Origin of the sequence: Paenibacillus periandrae, from assembly GCF_022458865.1 — a bacterium.
Taxonomy (GTDB): domain Bacteria; phylum Bacillota; class Bacilli; order Paenibacillales; family NBRC-103111; genus Paenibacillus_S; species Paenibacillus_S periandrae.
On sequence record NZ_JAJNMU010000004.1, the window covers coordinates 119881 to 138686 of the forward strand.

At 47.0% G+C, this 18806-nt stretch carries 16 protein-coding genes and 1 pseudogene; 2 read left to right on the top strand and 15 right to left on the bottom strand.

Features of this window, described 5'->3' with window-relative positions:
* Window positions 1–9: 9 nt before the first annotated feature.
* Window positions 10–1150, bottom strand: a pseudogene (locus LRL21_RS07730) (Gfo/Idh/MocA family oxidoreductase).
* Window positions 1151–1435: 285 nt separating this feature from the next.
* Window positions 1436–1984: a pyridoxamine 5'-phosphate oxidase family protein gene (locus LRL21_RS07735; RefSeq protein ID WP_240415447.1), complete on the bottom strand. Its 549-nt coding sequence runs from the start codon at window positions 1982–1984 to the stop codon at window positions 1436–1438.
* A gap of 215 nt (window positions 1985–2199) precedes the next feature.
* Here LRL21_RS07735 and pdxR point away from each other — a divergent pair, with 215 nt between their 5' ends.
* A complete protein-coding gene (pdxR, locus tag LRL21_RS07740) occupies window positions 2200–3630 on the top strand; it encodes a MocR-like pyridoxine biosynthesis transcription factor PdxR (protein WP_240415199.1) in 1431 nt (476 codons plus the stop codon).
* 103 nt (window positions 3631–3733) lie between these two features.
* On the opposite strand, the gene LRL21_RS07745 is transcribed toward pdxR, so the two are convergent.
* The 8 genes from LRL21_RS07745 to LRL21_RS07780 form a co-directional block, all read right to left on the bottom strand.
* The gene (locus LRL21_RS07745) at window positions 3734–4177 is read right to left on the bottom strand and encodes a DUF350 domain-containing protein (RefSeq protein WP_240415200.1); all 444 of its coding nucleotides are present in this window, start codon (window positions 4175–4177) and stop codon (window positions 3734–3736) included.
* A 34-nt stretch (window positions 4178–4211) separates the two neighbouring features.
* Window positions 4212–5447 (bottom strand): glutathionylspermidine synthase family protein, encoded by a 1236-nt coding sequence (locus LRL21_RS07750; RefSeq protein WP_240415201.1) that lies wholly within the window; start codon window positions 5445–5447, stop codon window positions 4212–4214.
* Between the two features lie 31 nt (window positions 5448–5478).
* Window positions 5479–6267, bottom strand: a complete 789-nt coding sequence (locus tag LRL21_RS07755; RefSeq protein ID WP_240415202.1) for a hypothetical protein — start codon at window positions 6265–6267, stop codon at window positions 5479–5481.
* Window positions 6268–6275: 8 nt separating this feature from the next.
* A complete protein-coding gene (locus tag LRL21_RS07760; protein ID WP_240415203.1) occupies window positions 6276–6713 on the bottom strand; it encodes a hypothetical protein in 438 nt (145 codons plus the stop codon).
* Between the two features lie 223 nt (window positions 6714–6936).
* On the bottom strand, window positions 6937–8121 hold the full coding sequence (locus LRL21_RS07765) for a TolB-like translocation protein (RefSeq protein ID WP_240415204.1): 1185 nt from the start codon (window positions 8119–8121) through the stop codon (window positions 6937–6939).
* Window positions 8122–8164: 43 nt separating this feature from the next.
* The gene (locus LRL21_RS07770; RefSeq protein WP_240415205.1) at window positions 8165–9040 is read right to left on the bottom strand and encodes a carbohydrate ABC transporter permease; all 876 of its coding nucleotides are present in this window, start codon (window positions 9038–9040) and stop codon (window positions 8165–8167) included.
* Between the two features lie 30 nt (window positions 9041–9070).
* Window positions 9071–10006 (bottom strand): ABC transporter permease, encoded by a 936-nt coding sequence (locus LRL21_RS07775; RefSeq protein WP_240415206.1) that lies wholly within the window; start codon window positions 10004–10006, stop codon window positions 9071–9073.
* Window positions 10007–10109: 103 nt separating this feature from the next.
* Window positions 10110–11744 carry an extracellular solute-binding protein gene (locus tag LRL21_RS07780; RefSeq protein ID WP_240415207.1) on the bottom strand — a complete coding sequence of 545 codons (1635 nt, stop codon included), beginning with the start codon at window positions 11742–11744 and terminating at the stop codon, window positions 10110–10112.
* Between the two features lie 274 nt (window positions 11745–12018).
* Between LRL21_RS07780 and LRL21_RS07785 the strand changes: the two genes are divergently transcribed.
* Complete coding sequence (locus LRL21_RS07785; RefSeq protein WP_240415208.1) at window positions 12019–12819, top strand: helix-turn-helix domain-containing protein; 801 nt, start codon at window positions 12019–12021, stop codon at window positions 12817–12819.
* A 74-nt stretch (window positions 12820–12893) separates the two neighbouring features.
* Here the strand turns inward: LRL21_RS07785 and LRL21_RS07790 are convergent, their stop codons facing one another.
* From LRL21_RS07790 to LRL21_RS07810, 5 genes are read right to left on the bottom strand one after another with little or no spacing between them, the layout of a single operon-like run.
* Window positions 12894–13823 carry a dihydrodipicolinate synthase family protein gene (locus LRL21_RS07790; protein ID WP_240415209.1) on the bottom strand — a complete coding sequence of 310 codons (930 nt, stop codon included), beginning with the start codon at window positions 13821–13823 and terminating at the stop codon, window positions 12894–12896.
* A 30-nt stretch (window positions 13824–13853) separates the two neighbouring features.
* Window positions 13854–14696, bottom strand: a complete 843-nt coding sequence (locus tag LRL21_RS07795; RefSeq protein WP_240415210.1) for a carbohydrate ABC transporter permease — start codon at window positions 14694–14696, stop codon at window positions 13854–13856.
* Window positions 14697–14698: 2 nt separating this feature from the next.
* Window positions 14699–15637, bottom strand: coding sequence for a carbohydrate ABC transporter permease (locus LRL21_RS07800; protein WP_240415211.1), 939 nt, complete (start codon window positions 15635–15637; stop codon window positions 14699–14701).
* Window positions 15638–15678: 41 nt separating this feature from the next.
* Entirely contained in the window at window positions 15679–16986 is a 1308-nt protein-coding gene (locus LRL21_RS07805; protein ID WP_240415212.1) for an ABC transporter substrate-binding protein, read from the bottom strand.
* A 26-nt stretch (window positions 16987–17012) separates the two neighbouring features.
* Window positions 17013–18719, bottom strand: coding sequence for a type 2 periplasmic-binding domain-containing protein (locus LRL21_RS07810; protein WP_240415213.1), 1707 nt, complete (start codon window positions 18717–18719; stop codon window positions 17013–17015).
* Window positions 18720–18806 lie beyond the last annotated feature (87 nt).

The following is an 18806-nucleotide window of genomic DNA, read 5'->3' on the forward strand; positions in this document are numbered from 1 at the left end:
AGGTATTATTTAATTTGAGGTAAGCACATCCTCGATCCGAATCGGACGATTCTCCTGAGCGGACTTCCATACCGCTTCTCCCGTTCCAACCGAATAGGCGCCATCTAACGAGCCTGACAAAATATCATAGGGGCGCTTCGGATCGGGACCGAGAAAGATATCCTCCAGAAGTGTCGGGTCCCCGCCACCATGCCCACCCTGCCTGTGAACGACATGAATCGTTTCCTTGGAGCCAAAGAGCGGAAAATAATCGATCGTTTGCACAGGGACAGGGAACGGTACTCTGCCCGAGGAGTGGTATTCCATTGATTCAATACGTCCCTTGGTTCCGTTAATCGCCAGCCGATAGCCTTCATAAGGCAGTGAAAAGTTGACTGAATAGGTGAGCAGCGCTCCGCCACTATATTTGACGTTAACCGAATAAGTATCCTCGATATCAATTTGTGAATCGTAGATACAGGCATCAGAGCGGTATTCGCTGTAAGGAGCTTGAGCATCTACGGTGCCGACAGCGCCGATATGATCGTCTACTACATGAACCTCCTTGCTACGTGACGACCAGCGCATATAATAATTGCAATCGGGCTTCACCTCACAGGTGGCGCAATGGCGTCCGTCTTCTTTTTTCGGATTCAGCTCGCCATCTGGACCGTAGTAATTAAGAGCACCGAACGCAAATACCTCTACCGGCTGCTGTCCCGTCCACCAATTGACCAAATCGAAGTGATGCGAGCTTTTGTGAATCGATAATCCTCCCGAATGTGCCCTGACCCGATTCCACCGTTTGAAATAGCTGGCTCCATAATACGTCGGCAATCAGCCCCAGTGGTCGCCATCGGCTTCTCGGAAAGCACATCCAGATCGTGCTGCAGCGCCTTCAAAATATAAGTGACATGCGTATCGTCACGCCCGGTCACAATAATGACATCCGGATTCGTTTGTGCGATCATTTTATCAAAAAAGCATCAGCCCCGTATTCCGGCACACCGGCAAGCTCCGGGTATTTGCTCTTACATACCTCAAACCTTCTGGAGTCAATATCGAGCAGACCGACGATCTCTGGTTGATTGGAAAATGTCGAAAGCATAGGTCCAATGAACATTTTCAGGCTTCGATTGCTAACGCCGCAAATTGCATACTTTTTTTTCATTCAGCACCTCATTCTTGATATTGGGTTGGATGATTGCAAACCCTGCCGGTGAAGCTGACTTCATTATTTCGAATAAGCAGATAAATAGATACAATCCCGACAGCGACAATTGTGACGAACCCCCGTAAACCACATGGCTATTCGTTATTTGATTACTTATAATCTTTAATGCCCACTTTTATAATCTTTATAGTACACGCCAAAAAAGAGCAGACCTCAACGGCTGCTCCAGTTAATCTATGGATCCATGTACCCCATTACAGCGGCACAAATATCTGTTTGACATTAAATTTCGCTTGAGGTCTTCATGACGTTTTTATACATTTTGACTGCTTCAATTGGACTTTCTTTTGCTGTCATATGGTGCGGAATAACGCGACAGACTTGAACCGGTCCGCCGAACACAGCCGACCTATACTTGTCTACATGCTGCTTCGACAAGGGGCGGTTATAATAGCCGGGAACATATTTATTGATCATTTCCTGAAGTACATGAGTGGCTTCGTCCAAATCTATGATTGGCTCCGCTTGTCCAAATATCATTACGCTCATATAAGCCGTATCCGTTTTGGCAGGTACCGGATCCGTAATGGTTCCGTATTCCTCACATACCGTAAAACACACCTCTGGATTTTCACCCATGACCTGATTACGTCTTCCATCTCCAGCTCCATGAAAATAGAGCTTTCCTTCAGTCCATACATAATTAAGCGGTACCACATAGGGCAGGTTCCCATCTACCAACCCAAGATATCCAATTCTCGCTTGGTGAAGGAAACTTTCTATTTTCTCTTGATCCTGGCATTCCCTGATTTTGTAACGAACCGAATCCATTTCAAAACCTCTCCATTCATTCATAATTTTTCATCCACTCCAACTGTCTTAACTCCGTTACTCTTCTAGAGTGCCGCACGACCAGATTGCAAATACCAGCGTTATTACGGTAGTATAGCAGTAATTGGATTGTGTATAAACATCCAAACATCGCAATTATGTACAATCCATAATTCATATTATAGGGTTGGAGCTTCTATTTGGAGGTGTGCGCAATGATGAAAGTAAGTCGTAAAGATGAAAGACCGATCTGGATGCAATTGCTGGATCAAGCGATTCATAATATTAAAAGCGGAATTTGGCCACCGGGAGAATTACTGATTCCTTCCCGTGAACTTGCTCACCTGATAGGTGTCTCTCGTTCAACTATACAGATCGTCTATGAGGAATTGCTAAGTCGAGGCTATACGGTTACATCTCGTCGAGGAGGAACGCGAGTTAGTGAATGGAATCAAGTCACAGGCTCAACGAAGGAACTAATAACATATGGCCCCATCCCCCCCTCGCTTCCCTTGTTGAACACGGCGGTTGATCAATTACATGACTGGTTCAGAGGCAAAGAACATCGAGAGGTGGATATTGATTTTAGTCCCCATGAACCCTATTTGGATGATCAATTTCAAAAGCACTGGCGACAATCGTTTCTCCACGCATCCGCTGCTATGGACTTATCAAGCTGGGCTTACGGTAATCCCTATGGTTTTACGCCTTTACGCGAGGAGATTCAGCGTTATTTATCACTCGAACGAGGTATCCATATCCAAACAAATCAGATACTGTTGACCTCAGGAGCTCAGCACAGCATTGACCTAATCGCACAATCGCTTTTATCTGACGGGGACACAATTTCTGTAGAAGATCCTGGTTTTCCAGCTTCCTGGATGGCAATGAAATATCGAGGTATGAATGTAGTGCCTGTTCCCGTTGATGAGTATGGTCTTGTGGTTGAGCATATTCACCCACAATCCAAACTTACCTTTGTGACCCCTTCGCACCAGTGCGCGGTCGGGGTCGTTATGTCAGAGCCGCGCAGGCAGCAATTGCTACATAAAGCCGTTCAAGAACAATCTTGGATCATTGAGGACGATTATGATAGTGAATTTCGATATCGTGGGGAGCCGCTTTCAACGCTGATTAGCCAGGAGCCTAATAATACCTTGTACCTCATGAGTTTTTCTAAAATGATTGCTCCGGGCATTCGTATTTCGGCTGTCGTTGGACCTGTTGAGGCAATTGCTCAACTAGCGAGGGTACAGGAGCTGACTTACCGTCATCTACCGATTATGGATCAGCTAACACTAACCCACTTCATCAAGAATGGGCATTTTATGCGCCATATGAGAAGAGTCAGAAATGTATACCGACGAAGACATGAAGCCATGACAAAGGCTATTATGGCTAGCGGTTTAGGGGGGCGTTTCAAACTAAGTGGAGTAGAAACGGGATTACATATGTTACTTGAAGCTGAAGAGTCCTACGACGAAGAAACCGTGACCCAGTCAGCTCTCCAAAAGGGAATACGTGTGTACCCTCTTGGACCGTATTGTTTGGAAAGTAAACGAAAGGGATGGGTATTGGGGTTTGCAAAAGTAGATGAAGCATCGATTGAACAGGGGATTCATCGTCTTGCGGAGTTGATCTTATAGGATCATTCTCCGCAAGCAAATTTCGCTGGATTGATCGTCTTGCCACTCACAAGTGTGACTTATCCGATGCCAGAAACATATTAACGCTTTCGAAGCTTGCTATCTAACTGATCAAAGCAGCGATAATAAGTGAACAGCCCACACTGAGGCGTGACCCGAGAATTGCAACAGATACGTTACCCATCTGAATTTCCTTGGCGACTTTAAAGGGAGTAATCCATCCGAACAAGTAGTAGGTGATAATTTGGGCAGCAATTGCGACCAATCCCCAGAGGAGCAGCTCCACAAGATTAGCAGAATGATAAATAGCCGAGGCCAGTACGACGCACAGTCCGATCATTTTCCCGCCGAGATCGTGAGCGGACGCTAGTCCCGCATTGGCCTTCGTTATATCAGGACTGGCTCCTTCCTTGATCAGCTTCATTTCCTTGTATGGCGTAATTATCAGAAAAATACCCAAGCCTGCGCCAATAAGTCCCAAGGTTGTTACCAAATATAATAAAAAATTAGATATTTGCTCCCATGTAATGATCATATTCAGATCCATGTCGATGTTCCTTTCCTATTTAAGCATCGTAGCCTTAATCCTTGAGACCGACCGGCAAATAAAACGACTCGTTGCCCGTAATTTTATTTCCTAATCGTAATAATACAGCGGAAGGAGTACCTCCGATAACAAAAGAACGCCATAGTGCCCTTCCTGTGTAAGGGCCGTTTAACGTTTGAACTGTAATTTGGGGAAGCTCTACCTGCTTCTGATAAACCATCGGCTGGTCGCGGTACTCATCATTGTCGTTGTGCTCGGCGATAGTTCCGTCTGCGTCATAGAGCGTAACCGATCCGCCCTCCCTGCCATAGATCGGCTTTTCTACGTAAGCATGCTCACCGATAAAGCGATTCTCAAAATACGTCGGCAGCATGTAGCGGGCAACCCATTCATGCTCTTCCTCGCTAAAAAAAACACCGGTTTCGTGAAGGTTCCAGATGAGCGCCAGAAGTGCCTTCGTCTGACATAGAAATGCGCTCGGCGGGTTAATAATACCGACCTTCCCCCGTGCAATCAAATCCAGGGTATGCGCTCCAGTCGGATAACCTTCCTCATCGGTCTCTATAGCCAGCTTTTCCAAAGCATGATGCCGCAGCATTATAGGTACAGGTGTTAAATAATCGCCATCTACAAAATACAGATTATCCTCGTATACCCGGAGATCGGAGAGCGGAACGAATCGGCCGTTCAGTCCCGATTGCTGCAATAAGTAGCGCGTCGTAGCAGCATCCTCCTCATGCCAGTCGAGCGAGCAAAATGCGATAGGCTCCGTGCTATTCGCCAGCTCGCCGTAGCTCTCCAGCATACGTTGAAATGCCTGTGGAAAATGCTGCTCACAGCCTTCATTCGGATTTCTCACACCGTGGTGGCGGCATACGTGGCCATTCACATAATAAGCCTCTACGATTAAAGACGGTGTATCGGCATTAAACTCGATCAGCTTGATGCCGTCCGTTGTCCATGCCAGATCCAAAGCTCCGTAAACCGTTGCAAAAGCAGCTGGAAGCTTGATACGAACCGTCTGCAAAGCCTCAGCGGGAATTCCCATAGCCAGCAAAAAGTCATCCTCCGCCTCCTGCAGCACGGGATAACATTTGTGGAAAATACGCGCAAGGCGATCTGTCGCCTCCTGAAGCTGTTCATGTTCAACGGAGTTGATAAGATGAATGTCAGCCAGCGCGTATTCGGATTCATACATAAAGTCCCACGTAAATACACCCTCTTTACGCAGCGGACCATAGATCGAATTTCTGAGCTCTTCGTAATTCATACAGACTACGCCCCAACCTCTAATCTAGCTCTTAGCTGCTCGATCCCTTGGACCCGGAGCTGCTGGAAGAGCTGCCGATTCCACCCTTGGCGCCGGACGCTCCACTGGATATCCCGTTGGATGAACCGGATGACGCTTTGGGTGCTGATACTGACTTGCTTCCGGATGAAGAGCTGGAAGAAGGAGCAGTAGACGCTGAAGAGGTGAACGAACCAGAGCGCTCAGTTGTCGTAGGCGCTGGCTTGCTGGTCGTTGCTGGTGCAGTTGTAGTCTTTGACTTGCTGTCAGCGACAGGTGTTGTGCTCTTGGCATTGCTGCTGGCTGCCGGCTTATTGTTGGTGGGTGCAGCTGCCTTATTGGATTGCATAGCTTTCCCGGCCTTAGCGGCTCCGATTGCTGCGGCTGCGGCACCTACGGCAAGCCCCGCCAAGGCTCCGGTAATTAATCCTGAGGATACGGACGATTCCCGGCCATAATAAGTATTTCCATTGTAATTGTACACATAGTTTCTATCCACGCTGGCTCCTGAGTCATCGCATTGGTTATCGCCATCATCGTCCTGGCAATAATCCTCTGCAGTGCCGCCATATGGAATATCATCTGTGCTTGCCAACTCTGGAATCTCTTGTATCTCTTCCTCGCCGGATACCACCGCCTCCTGAGCGGTCTTGTTGGCTAATGCAGCAGTGTTGGCGTTTGGGGGAGTTTGTCCACACCCCACCAAGGCCGTAACCATGAATACGGAAACCATTAGCGCCGTTTTATTCATGGGAGCAGTCTTTTCTGTGTGTGTTATCGTTTCTTTTTTGGGCAGCATCATTGGTCACCTCAATCGTTGGTTCTCGCATAATAAACGAACATTTTTCGATCCTCATCAAGCTCGAACGATGTTTTACTCCACTTGCGTCCATTCAGCTTGATCGTTTCCGTTTGCAGCAGCAGCAGAACCTCAAGCAAGCTGCTGCAAGGCTTGAGATGCAGGAGCGGATAATCAGCAGCCTCATCTGCAAATTGTCGGATTTCTACTACAATTCCTTCTTGCTGCACGATTTCAGGTTCGGACTGCTCTATCGATGTATCCGATGGAATCACATAGATCAGATGAACACCGTCTTCCTCTTCCGTACGATGCCGTTCATATATCGTTCCACCGCGAATAAACCAATCGGAGTCGTTGCGTACAAGCAATTCATCGATAGAAATAGGATCATAATGACAGATCATTTCTGCAGGATTATGTAGTAAACGATATTCCAGTCGGGCCATGCCCTGTTCCCCCTCTAATATCCTTTTCTGTAAAAAAATTAACTCGGACTTATTCTACTATAAATATCCAAAATAATCTTGTAATTATTTTAAAATGACAAGCATGAACTCACTTTTTGTCGATAGCTCATTATACGGTGACGACACCTTTCAGTTTCCAAAAAAAAGACTGTCCCCAAGTCAGCATTCTGACCTTGGAAACAGTCTGTCCTTACCCAATCGATTATTTAAATACGTCGCTGACATCTACGGTATAAATATGACGATTCCCTTCATGCGTGGAGTCAAACGATAGCGCAGTTCCGGCCCTGTTCCACCTTGGGTGCAAATCGCAGCGGAAATCTCCGTTAATATGGGGGTAGGAATAGAACGAACCGAGCGTTACACCCTTCCTGTTGACCAAATCATATACATACAGATGACGATAGCTGTCCTCATCGGGGTAGCTATCATACAGCATAATAGTCCTGTCCGGTGAATAGGTGCAGTGGCCATCCCTCAAAAAGTACTGCGGATCCAGCAGCGTAACCTCGTGTGTTTGATCCTTCAATTCATACAATTGAACACCTGCTGTCGAGCCTTCCAAGCCGCTCGAATAAATCACGAGATGCTGCGGATCACGCCAATGATAATGGGATGCATACGCATAATCGGACAGCAGGAATAGATCGGAGCCATCATGGTTGGCTGTCAATATTGCCGTTTTCCAACTTTTACCATTTGAAGGAAAATTCCTTACCAAACAAACAAATCGGGTTCCATCTGTATTCATATTGATGTGATTAATCATAATCTTCTGATCTTCGCCTGCAAAATAGCCCTTGGTAAAGTCCCATATTTTCTGTAACGACAGCACCAGCTTGCTAATCCCTGTATCCAGCTCAATCCGGAATATTCCGTCCTCCTCAGGATGCGGCATATCTACGAACGGATCAGGAGTCCCCTCGTAGCCATAGCCCGGGCGAAAATCATACATCCGGAAGAAATTAACGCTCAGCGCATATTTTCCCGTCGGATCGACATTCACTACAGGCCGTTCCAGAAGTCTTGACTCCCTGGTGTGGACATTCATCACCACGCCTTTAATGCCATCATCCGTCTGCTGATTGAAAATAATTTCATCATTCGGGGCCAACGGATGCCACTGCAGCATCGTTCCCTGCTGAAAATTCCAGGCTGTCGTTTCCGCAAGCGGGATTTCCTGACCCGTCTCCACGTCAATCATGCCCAGTTCGGCAATATCCTCGCTTGTCTGCAGGCGATCCCAAAATTTCACTTTTGTATACAGGTGATAACGGTCATTCCCGCTCCACGACGGATTATCATAATAACCGTAAAAGTAATGCCCTTCGCCCTTCGTTAATCTGTGCACATCCACTGACAAGTTTTTGATTATCTCTATCTCCATTTGTAAAGCCTCCGTCTCCTCATGGTTCAGCATGAAACGCTGCCTATTCTTTCAAAGCTCCAATCAATACACCTTTTACAAAAAAGCGCTGCACGAACGGAAATACAAGTAATAACGGCGCTATAGCAGCCACCATAACGGCGAATTTCAGCGTAAGCGCCACCAGCACACGACCATCACTGACGTCCCCCATCATATCCGTGTTCTGATCGAGAATAAGAATTTCTCTTAAATACACCTGAAGCGGGAACAAATCACGCTGACGCAAATAAATAAGTGCGTTAAAATAGGCGTTCCAGTGCCCTGAGCCATAAAACAAAGCGATAACGGCAATAATCGGCTTCGATAGAGGCAAAGCAACCTTTTGGAAAAAAGTAAACTCGGTTGCGCCATCTACCTCGGCAGCATCGCGCAGCTCCTGGGGAATGTTCATTTCAAAAAAGGTTTTGGTAATCAGCAGATTCCAGGTCGTCACGGCACCCGTGACAATCAGCGCGAGACGCGTATCAAGCAGTCCCAATGACTTGACGATCAAATAAGTCGGAATCATGCCGCCGTTGAAAAATAAAGTAATCACGATAAAAAACATGATCACCTTTCTTCCGGTCAGCTCCTGGCGCGATAAGGCATAGGCAGCCAGCAGGGTTACCGTTACGTTCAAAGCCGTACCGCAGACGGTATAAATGATGCTGTTGTAATAGCCGAGCCAGATCGTACCCGTGGACAGCAGCAGCTTGTAGGCCCCCAGCGTAAAACCTACCGGAACGACCAGCATCGGGTTCGCTATCACCTGGGCCGGATCGCTGAAGGAGGCAGAAATAATGTACAGGAACGGATATATGAACAACACTGCGGTCAGTACCAGCAGCACATAAATGGCCACGTCGGTCACATTTGTTTTTTTTGATATACGACTCATCTTACATCCACCCGCTTTCAAGAGATTCGGTTACCATAGAGAATAGCCGCTGAGTCGCCGGGCCAACCGATTGCACACAATAATAAAGACAAATGTCAGGAACGAATTGAACAAACCTACGGAGGAAGCAAAGCTGTACTGCTGCTGCTCCAGACCGGCTCTATATACATAGGTGCTCAGCACATCTGCCGTTTCATAGGTGGCAGTGTTGTAGAGCAGGTATACCTTCTCGAAGCCTACATCCATCACGCGCCCCAGATCGAGCAGCAGGATCGTAATAATCGTCGGCTTGATACCTGGAAGCGAGATATGCCAGATTTTATCCCACCGACTTGCTCCATCTATTTCTGCGGCTTCATACAGGCTCGGACTGATCCCGGTCAACGAAGCAAAATAAATGATGGAGCTCCAGCCAACCGTCTGCCATACCCCTGAAGATACATAAATCGTTCGAAACCAGCCTGGATCACGTAAAAAATCAATTCGCGTGCCGCCCAATAGCTCAATAATTCCGTTAACAAATCCCGTCGAAGGCGACAAAAAGTTAACAATCAAGCCCGCTACAACGACCGTCGAAATAAAATGCGGCAAATAGCTGACGGATTGGATTACATTGCGAAATTTCGAATTTCTCACCTCATGCAGTAGAATTGCAAACACGATGGGAATCGTAAATCCGAACACAATGGTGTATAGTCCGATCAGCAGTGTATTTCGAACCAAACGGAAAAAGTAGATGGAATCAAAAAAGGCTTGAAAATGCTTGAAACCAACCCAAGGACTGCTCGTCATTCCTTTAAAAGGATTATAGTCCTGAAAAGCAATCAGCGTGCCATACATCGGCGCGTAATGAAATAATAAATAATAGATAGCAGCTGGAGCGATAAACAGATACAAGACCAGGTTCCGCTTCATTTTATTTCGCATCCACATACCGGATTTGCGCTGCACTGCGGTATTTTCCAAGTTGAATGCACCTCCTTAGGCTCACAGGACCTACAGGAAGGAAACCTGCTCCTTCCTGCATTTGGCCTGATTTCACGCTATTTATGTTGTAATGCTTACTACCTTACTTAAGCGCTGCGGTGAATCGGGCATAAGCCTTGCCGTACAAATCAGCAAGCTTATCAGAGCCGATCTTTTTAAGTCCTGCCTGGAAAGCGTCATATTCACTGAAGGGCTTCTTTCCGCGAATAAAAGCATTCATATTTTCATCGATATACGTGTTGATATCTCTTTGAAGCGTTTGCACCTCGTTCAGCTCCTCTTGGGTAAAGTGAAACGCAGGAACCTTCTTCTTGCCTGCGTACTGCACGGCCAGTGCGTTGCCTTTCTTTCCTTCGTCGCTGAGCGTAGCCAAATAATGCTCAGGAATTTGTGCGGAAGGCCAGCCGCTGACATAGCCGACATACGTATTCAGATATCCGAGAATATCAAGCTTCGGATCGTTCGCCACCTTATCTGTATAGGTGGGTACACCGTCCTTCATCGTGTACGTATCGCCTTCCGTACCAAAGTACAGCAGCGTAGCTCCTTCCTTGGAGTAGAAGTAATCCATCAGCTTCGTCAGCTCTACCGCATTTTTGGTTGTGCTGGAAATGGACACGCCACGACCTGGATCGATTTCGTTATGTCTACCAAGAATATTGCGTTCCCCTGTTGGTCCTTTGGGAGCAGCCAGTGCGTTAAAGCCAGGAGTTTTGCCTGCACCCTGCAGCATTTTGTTATATTTAGTCAGGTAACCCGCATTTGAGCCATAAATGAAGCCGGACTGCTCATTCATAATTCTGCCGTCACGCACATCACCTTTCATTTTCTCGTATTCAGGGTCCAGCAGCCCTTCACTGTACAGCTTGTTCAAATATTGCAGGGCATCCTTGTAGCGCGGATCGGTCGGACCGTATTTGATTTTGCTATCCTCGATGAAGAAATCATCGGTACTGTTCGGACCTCGGCTGCCCACGCCAAACGCCCAGATGATCGGGTTCGGATTGTCGGTGAATGGAATCTCATCCGCCTTGCCATTTCCGTTCGGATCCTTTTCTTTAAACGCTTTCAAAACCTGATACAATTCATCCGTCGTTTCCGGAGCCTTCATCCCAACCTTTTGCAGCCAATCCCCGCGGATCATATATCCTGCAAACGCTTGCGTACGAGGGTCCAGCAGCAGCCTCGGGAAGAAATAAATATGCCCGTCAGGTGAGGTGATCTGCCCCTTGACCGCCGGGTTGCTGTCCAGAATCTTCTGGAGATTAGGCGCATTTTTCTTAATCAAATCCTCTAACGGCTGTAGTGCGCCTTGACGGCCGTACTGATCAGCCAGCAGTGGATCGATATGTCCGATAATATCGGGAATTTTACCTGAAGCCATGATCAGGCCCAACTGCTGCTTAAATTCATCTGCTGCCGGGGCGGCTGTCGTTTCCCACTTCACGGAAATATTCGTTTTCTTCGCGATTTCCTTCCACAGGATCTGATCGCTATAGCTGCTGACTCCCGTTGAGCCCGGTGCAGGTATAAAATCAGTCCAGCCCGTAACCGTTAACGGTTTATCGGTAATCATCGTACCCGTGCCTGCTTGTGGTGCAGCAGTACTGTCCCCAGGCTTCGCAGCAGGCGGATTGCTGCTTGTGCATCCAGCTAATACAGTTGTAGTTGAAAATACCAGCGTCACGACTAACAGAGCAAACTTTTTTGTAGACATATTCATCCTCCTCATAATGATTAAGCAATTCTCCATTGACCCCTGATTATGGTTTGATCAAGATAGCGTTTACATGAAAGGCTTTGTATCACTTCCCTTTGCACATTTAGACGCATTTGAAAAAAGGTTGTATAATCACGCTGTTTCACATTGGGTGTGGCGTGTCTTGATAATTAGATTATATATAGTTTCAATCAATCCCACTATTGACAATCAGATCAATTATTTGTATATTTCGCTCATATCGTTTTTTAGCGGGAGGCTGCTCAGAAATATGGAAAATAATGAGAGCTTTATGGTGTATAACGTTGCGGAGCCTTATCAGGAGGTCAATTTTTACAACCGTGCCCAGAATTGGTTTATGCCCGAGCACCATCACACCTACTACCAGTTTATTTGGGTGATTGACGGGACTTTATTGTTTACGATCGGTGGAGAGGAATATACCTTAACGCGTGGAAAAATTTGTATTACGCCTCCGCTGCAGCCGCATTCATTAAGATCGACCACCGGCTATTATCAGTTCGGTATCAATTTGCAAACACCCAAGGATGTCAAGGGTATGATTGGCCTGCTGGATGCCTACATTCCGGATTTTATCATTATCGATTACTCGCATAATCTCGATCTTCTTCCTGTACTTGAGAAGGAATCCAGAGGATTCACCAAGCTGTCGAAAATCAAAATAGCGAATATTTTGGACGGCATTATTGTTTCCTGCGTGGAAATGATTATGAATGGCAATGAAGTTAACTTCAAAAATCATTTGTTAACGTATTTGAATAAAAATTTGAATCTGAAAATTACTTTGAGCGATGTATCCAAGGAGCTTGCGATTAGCCAATCCCATTTGGAGCGGCTTGTGCGGAAGGAATTTGGCTGCGGTGTGATTGATCTCTATAATCAGCTTAGAATTAATAAGGCTTGCTCTTATCTGAGCGCTTCCTACTATACGATCGAGAATATTTCCGAGCTGCTCGGCTTTTATGACACCTCTCACTTTTCGCATTTTTTCAAGCAAAAAATAAAAATGACGCCAACCGAATATCGCAAGCATAAAAACTGGACCAAGTAGCTACAGGGCGTTTTCAATCGAAAAAAGAGCCATGCCATGAACGATGCATCAGCTCTTTGCTTGTAAAGATTCGACTAATTTAAAATCGTTTGCGTCACATATTGATTAAACTTTCGATACTGCTCCACTTCACGCTCATGCGTGACTTTAAAATCTGAAGCCTTTTTCGTGCGGGCCTTCAAGGTAATATCAAGTCCCTCCAGCTGTAAATAGTAGCGGGTTGCGATATGATAATGTCTGCCCTCAAACAAACACGAGGCACCCAGATAGTTCTGGATCAATTCGGCTTTTTCAGGCTCCTTGTTCCAATTGTCTGTCAACCATGAATACAGATTAGGCTGGAACGTCGCCAGCATACCGCTGTAGCCCGCACCGCCTGCTTGCATCGTTTCAAGCACATGCGGATTATTGGCGACAAACACTTTAAGAGGCGTGCCTTCTACGGCTTTGATCTTCGCTTTGATCTGTTCAATATTGTTGCTGCATTCCTTCATGAAGCCAAATCGGCCCGTTTCACCGCACCATTTCATTAATTCCGGAGACATCAGTCTATGGTAGGGATTAGGACATTCATATAAACCAAAATCCACATCTGGGAATTGCGCCAATATTTTCTCAGCATTGGCCTTCCATACTTCGTCGTCCTCATGCTCTTGAGCGAGGCGGTTCGTTACCAGTACAAAAGCATCCACACCGGTTGCCGATATTTGTTTAATTTCCTCCAGCTGCTGCTGGAACGATTCGGATACATGCCCTGATGCCACAACAGGCACTCTGCCAGCCGCCTTCTCTTTGACAAAACGTGCAACCTCTACCCGCTCAGCTAACGAGAGCTGAACCATGTCACTGGATTGGCATACCGCAAACAGTCCATGGACACCATTATTGATATACCAGTCGATTAATTGCTCAAGTGCGTTATAATCAACCTCATTGTCTTTCGTATACGGGGTTAGCATTACCGGCCAAACGCCATTAGGGACTTCCTTCGCTTTTACACTCACTTTAACTCCGCCTCTCATATCACGTTTTAATTAACCTTTAATTCCAGTGGTTGAAATACCCTCCACAAAATATTTTTGCAGCGAGAAGAAAATAATCAGGCTGGGAACAAGCGCAAGCACCGACATCGCAAACAGTGGTCCCCAAGCCGATTCACCTGATGAATCCATGAACAGTCTTAAACCGAGTGGAACCGTGAACAGCTTGGCCGAGTTCAGATACAGCAGCTGCGTGAAAAAGTCGTCCCATGTCCAGACAAAGGTGAACAGGGCGGTCGTAATCAGCGCTGGCGTGCAAAGCGGCATAATAATGCGCCAATAAATCTGGAACGGCCCGCAGCCATCGATTCTTGCCGATTCATCCAGCTCCTTGGGAAGTCCACGTATGAACTGGATCATCAAAAAGATGAAAAACGCCTCGGTCCCGAGCCACTTGGGTACAAACAACGGGAAATACGTATCGATCCAATCCAGATTGCGGAACAGCACATACTGTGGAATGATCGTCACATGGTGCGGCAGCATGATCGTCATCAGCATCAGACCGAACCAGAACTTCTTCAGGATGAAGCCCATTCGGCCAAAAGCAAACGCCGTCAGGGAGGTGGACACCAGATTGCCGATTACACACAGAGCACACACGATAAAAGAATTAATAAAAAAGGTGCTGAATTTGTTTTTGGCGAATCCCGCCCAACCCGTCGTATAATTGGTTAACGTAAACTCGGTCGGCCACAGACCCGGATCAGAGAAAATCAGATTACTGGGCTTAAATGAGCTGGCAATCAGCCAGGCGATCGGATACAGCATGATGACACCGAGCGAAACAATCGCAAAATGAAGCAGCCAAGCCCGATTTCCGAGATGATCAGTCATTGTTAGTTACCTCCATCCCCGTAATTTACCCAGTATTTGGATGAGAGGAAAATCAGTGCAGTGAAGATTGAAATGATAACCAGCAGCACCCACGCCATAGCAGAAGCATATCCCATTTGAAAAGAAGTAAATCCTTTCATATACAAATACAGGGTATAAAATAACGTCGAATCAATCGGTCCGCCCGTGCCTCCGCTAATGATGAACGCCTGCGTAAATGACTGAAATGCTCCGATGATCTGGATCACAATATTAAACAGCAGCACAGGTGTCAGCAGCGGAATCGTAATATTGAAGAACTGGCGAATTTTCCCTGCTCCATCCACTTTGGATGCCTCGTAATACTCATAAGGAATTTGTTTCAGCCCGGCCAGAAAAATAATCATCGAGGAGCCAAACTGCCAGGCAGCCAGCATCGAAACCGAATACAGCGCATATTTGGGATTGGCTACCCAATCCGGCCCCTGATAACCGAGCAGACTGAGCATAACCTGGTTGACGGCACCGTCTGCGCTGAACATCTTGCGCCACAGCACGGAGATGGCTACGCTCCCCCCAAGAAGGGTCGGGATATAATAAAGCGTACGGTATATCCCGAGTCCTCTTAGACCCATATTGAGCAGCATGGCAATCGCCAGCGCAAAAGCAAGCTTGAGTGGTACCGATGTAAATACAAAGGTGAACGTTACCTTCAAAGCATTCATATAATGGACATCATTCGTGAACATCGTCTTATAATTGTCCATTCCGATCCATTCCGAGGGCTTCAGCATGTCATATTTGGTAAAGGATAAATACAGCGAGCTGAGCATCGGACCGAGCGTGAGCAGGAAGATTCCAAACAACCATGGCAGGAGAAAAAGGTAAGCAGCACTATTTTCCTTCCAAAGTCTCCGCAGTTTGTGCCCTCGCCCCTTATTCGTAGCAACAATCGAATTCAACACGGTTCCTCCTCATACAGATTTGATCATCATGCTATCGTTTATTTCTTGACCGATTTTTCAAAGGCATCTACAACTTCCTGCGCAGCCTGATCGATGGTCGCTTTTTTGAAATAAACCTTTTGCGAGGAGCTGACAACGGCATTGCCAAACTCCGTACCGTTAGGGAGATCCTGATCCTTCGGTCCAGCTTTGGAAATATAATTTTCAAAATACGCATAGAATTTTTTCTCTGTCGGATTCAGTGTCTGCTTCATCATGTCACGTACGGCCGATGAGTTGGGGATACCACGCTCACTGCCCAGAGCCTTGGTCGCTTCCTCATCATTAATGAAGAAATTAATGAACATGGCCGCTTCCTTCGGATGCTTGGAAGTTTTATTAATCGTCCAGAATTGGCTGGGGTGTACCCACAGTCCATTTTTGGCTCCTGGTCCGCCGGACGGCAGCGCTGTAATCTGCAGTTCATCCTTCATCCCATTTTGAAATGCCGTTAATTGATTCAGCCAGCTCATCAGAAATACGGTTTTGCCTTTCGGGAATATAGAGGTGTCTACAGATAGATCGGTAAAAGTTGCCGATTCTTCTGGAGTCGGAAGCAGTCCTTCATTTCGCATCCGGTCCCACATCGTGTACCATCTGACCACATCCGCTTTATCAAAGCCTGCCTTGCCGTCCTTATAAATGGTTTTACCGGTTTGGCGCAGGAAATAATTCATATAAAGCGAATATCTCGATTGATCGGCAAAAGCATAATAGCCGGGTCCCAGCGCTTTAACGACTTCCTTGCCATAAGCTTCGTACTCTTCCCAGGAGAATGTATCTTTGGGAGGCTCCATGCCTGCTTTCTTAATCAGATCCGCGTTGTAAAAAAAACCGATCCCATTCGTACCCAGACTGATGCCATAGAACTTGCCATTGTCCTTGCCCGGCTCCAATAAAGCAGGATCGAATTTATCGAGATTGATTTCTTTACTGGTCACATAAGGTGTAATGTCCAGGGCTGCGCCCCGGGCCACCAAATCGGTAATGCCCCCGACATTAATTAAATCAGGAGCGTTCCCTCCGGCAATCTGGGTATTCAGCTTGTCGGAAAACCCGTCAGTACCTGAGTATTCCGCATTAATTTTAATGTTCGGATATTTTTTCTCGAATAGCTCAATGACTTTCAATGTACGCTCGTGGCGTCCTGCTGTCCCTGACCACGTTGCGCGCAGCTCCACCTTTTCATTTTTATTATCCTTGACAGGGGCAGTACCTTGACCCTCCGTCTGTGGACTCGAGCAGGCGGATAACGCGACCAACACCATGGACAACAATCCAATTATAAGCTTTTTCCCTTTCTTCACAGCTAATCCCCCTTGTCATATCGTTATTATCGATCTATGGACTTCTGTATTTCCTTCGTAATCGTCTCACCGCCCAGCTGGTTCCACTGCTGAACGAAGCTATCGAAGCTGTCTAGTGACGCACTGCCGTTAATAATACGGAGAAAGGTTTCCTTCTCCAGCCTTTCGAGCGCTCCCCACCTGGCTTCCATCGTTGTCGTCAAGCCGTAAAATTCGCTGTACACCTTATCCATCGGCGTGTCCACGATAACCTTGGCACCGTATGCCCTCGCATGGGCGCTGACCCAGGCATCAAGGTTTTTCTTCGGGTGCTCACGGTCGATGATCATGTTTTTGTAGCTGCTCTGATATTGAGGCGCAAGCTTTTCCAACTGATTCCTGCCCTCTATAACCTCAAGCACAGCCTTGTAGGAACGCTGCACGGAATCGGTATAATCCAGCAGCAGATCAAAGGGATAATAATGCCTGGGCTGAACATGGTTAGCTTCCTTGTAGGTTTTCAAGGCTTGCAGAGCCGGGTCCATATCACTGCCATAATTGGCTATGTAGCTGTCTACCCGCTCGTACTGCGTGAACTGATTCAGTAAGCGTACGACAGCTTCCGGATTGGGATAGCCCTTTCTGACAACCAGATAACGGTCTGTAATCGGGGCCATATGGGTGACGAACCTCCCGTTTGTATCAAGGGGAACGGCAAAAGCTTTCCATTCTGCAGCCATATCCTTTTTGACGGATTCCCTTAGGGGGCCGCTCGGCGCATACCAGGGGCCAAAGAAAATACCGGCCTTGTTATCGGCGATCGGTTCGTTAGGGTCCTGACGCAGTACAAATTCAGGATCGATAATGCCGGCCTTATACCACCCTGCCAGCATTCCCAGTGCCTGCTTCGTTTCTGGGGCGACCGAGCCGTAATAGATGTTCCCTTTGCTATCCTTCAGCCAGTTTCCCGGGAATGATCGGTAGGTGCCAAATACGGAATCAAGGCCATTCATATTCGACTTTGCACCCCATACGATTGCTTTATTTACCGGAATCCCTATCGTATCCGGCTTGCCATTGCCATCCGGGTCTTGTTCTATAAATGCCTTCGCGATGGCGGCAATATCGTTTAACGTTGCGGGAGCAGGCAGCTTCAGCTTATCCAGCCAATCCTGACGTACCCACACGAGGGTCGGGCTATCCGCTTCAATCGCAATGTTGGGTAGAGCCATCAGCTTTCCACCGAATGTAGCATCTCTTGTCGCAAGTCCTTGGGAGGAATCGTACATTGCTTTTACAAGCGGTGATGCGTATTTGGGAAACACCTCCGTCATATCAGCCAGCATATCGCGATCAACCAGAGCACGCAGCTGTTGACGATCCACGACCATCGCATCCGGCAGATCGTTATCAGCAATCGATACGTTCAGCTTGTTTTTGTAAGCATCGCCTTCATTCCTGATCTGCCAGCTGTGTACAACCTGTATACCGGTCTTGCTCTGGAAATAACGGGACCAGGGATTGTCATCATAGGTATCGCCCTGAGCCAGCCTTCCAGCTTCATTAGGAATCGAAAAACCGATCCTCAGTGTGATAGGTACCTTGTATTTGCCAAAGGCCAGGTCTTCTCCTTTCATTACAACGTCTTGGTTTACCTTGTCGCTCAGTTCCGCACGGCTTGGTGTGTGATCGGGGCTGCATGCTGACAAAGCCAGCATCGTCGTCAATATTAAGGAAAACGGCTTCACTTTCATATAGGTCCCCTATCTACTGTGCTGATCCTTGCTTGCTTTATCATCATACTAGATCCTACTCCAGCAGCGGGATAGAAAGCGGTATCA

What these genes read in the sequence shown, in the direction of transcription:
- LRL21_RS07735 (WP_240415447.1), bottom strand. Translation starts at nt 1,984, where the DNA reads ATGGATTCGGTTCGTTACAAAATCAGGGAATGCCAGGATCAAGAGAAA.
- pdxR (WP_240415199.1), top strand. Translation starts at nt 2,200, where the DNA reads ATGATGAAAGTAAGTCGTAAAGATGAAAGACCGATCTGGATGCAATTG.
- LRL21_RS07745 (WP_240415200.1), bottom strand. Translation starts at nt 4,177, where the DNA reads ATGGATCTGAATATGATCATTACATGGGAGCAAATATCTAATTTTTTA.
- LRL21_RS07750 (WP_240415201.1), bottom strand. Translation starts at nt 5,447, where the DNA reads ATGAATTACGAAGAGCTCAGAAATTCGATCTATGGTCCGCTGCGTAAA.
- LRL21_RS07755 (WP_240415202.1), bottom strand. Translation starts at nt 6,267, where the DNA reads ATGATGCTGCCCAAAAAAGAAACGATAACACACACAGAAAAGACTGCT.
- LRL21_RS07760 (WP_240415203.1), bottom strand. Translation starts at nt 6,713, where the DNA reads ATGGCCCGACTGGAATATCGTTTACTACATAATCCTGCAGAAATGATC.
- LRL21_RS07765 (WP_240415204.1), bottom strand. Translation starts at nt 8,121, where the DNA reads ATGGAGATAGAGATAATCAAAAACTTGTCAGTGGATGTGCACAGATTA.
- LRL21_RS07770 (WP_240415205.1), bottom strand. Translation starts at nt 9,040, where the DNA reads ATGAGTCGTATATCAAAAAAAACAAATGTGACCGACGTGGCCATTTAT.
- LRL21_RS07780 (WP_240415207.1), bottom strand. Translation starts at nt 11,744, where the DNA reads ATGTCTACAAAAAAGTTTGCTCTGTTAGTCGTGACGCTGGTATTTTCA.
- LRL21_RS07785 (WP_240415208.1), top strand. Translation starts at nt 12,019, where the DNA reads ATGGAAAATAATGAGAGCTTTATGGTGTATAACGTTGCGGAGCCTTAT.
- LRL21_RS07795 (WP_240415210.1), bottom strand. Translation starts at nt 14,696, where the DNA reads ATGACTGATCATCTCGGAAATCGGGCTTGGCTGCTTCATTTTGCGATT.
- LRL21_RS07810 (WP_240415213.1), bottom strand. Translation starts at nt 18,719, where the DNA reads ATGAAAGTGAAGCCGTTTTCCTTAATATTGACGACGATGCTGGCTTTG.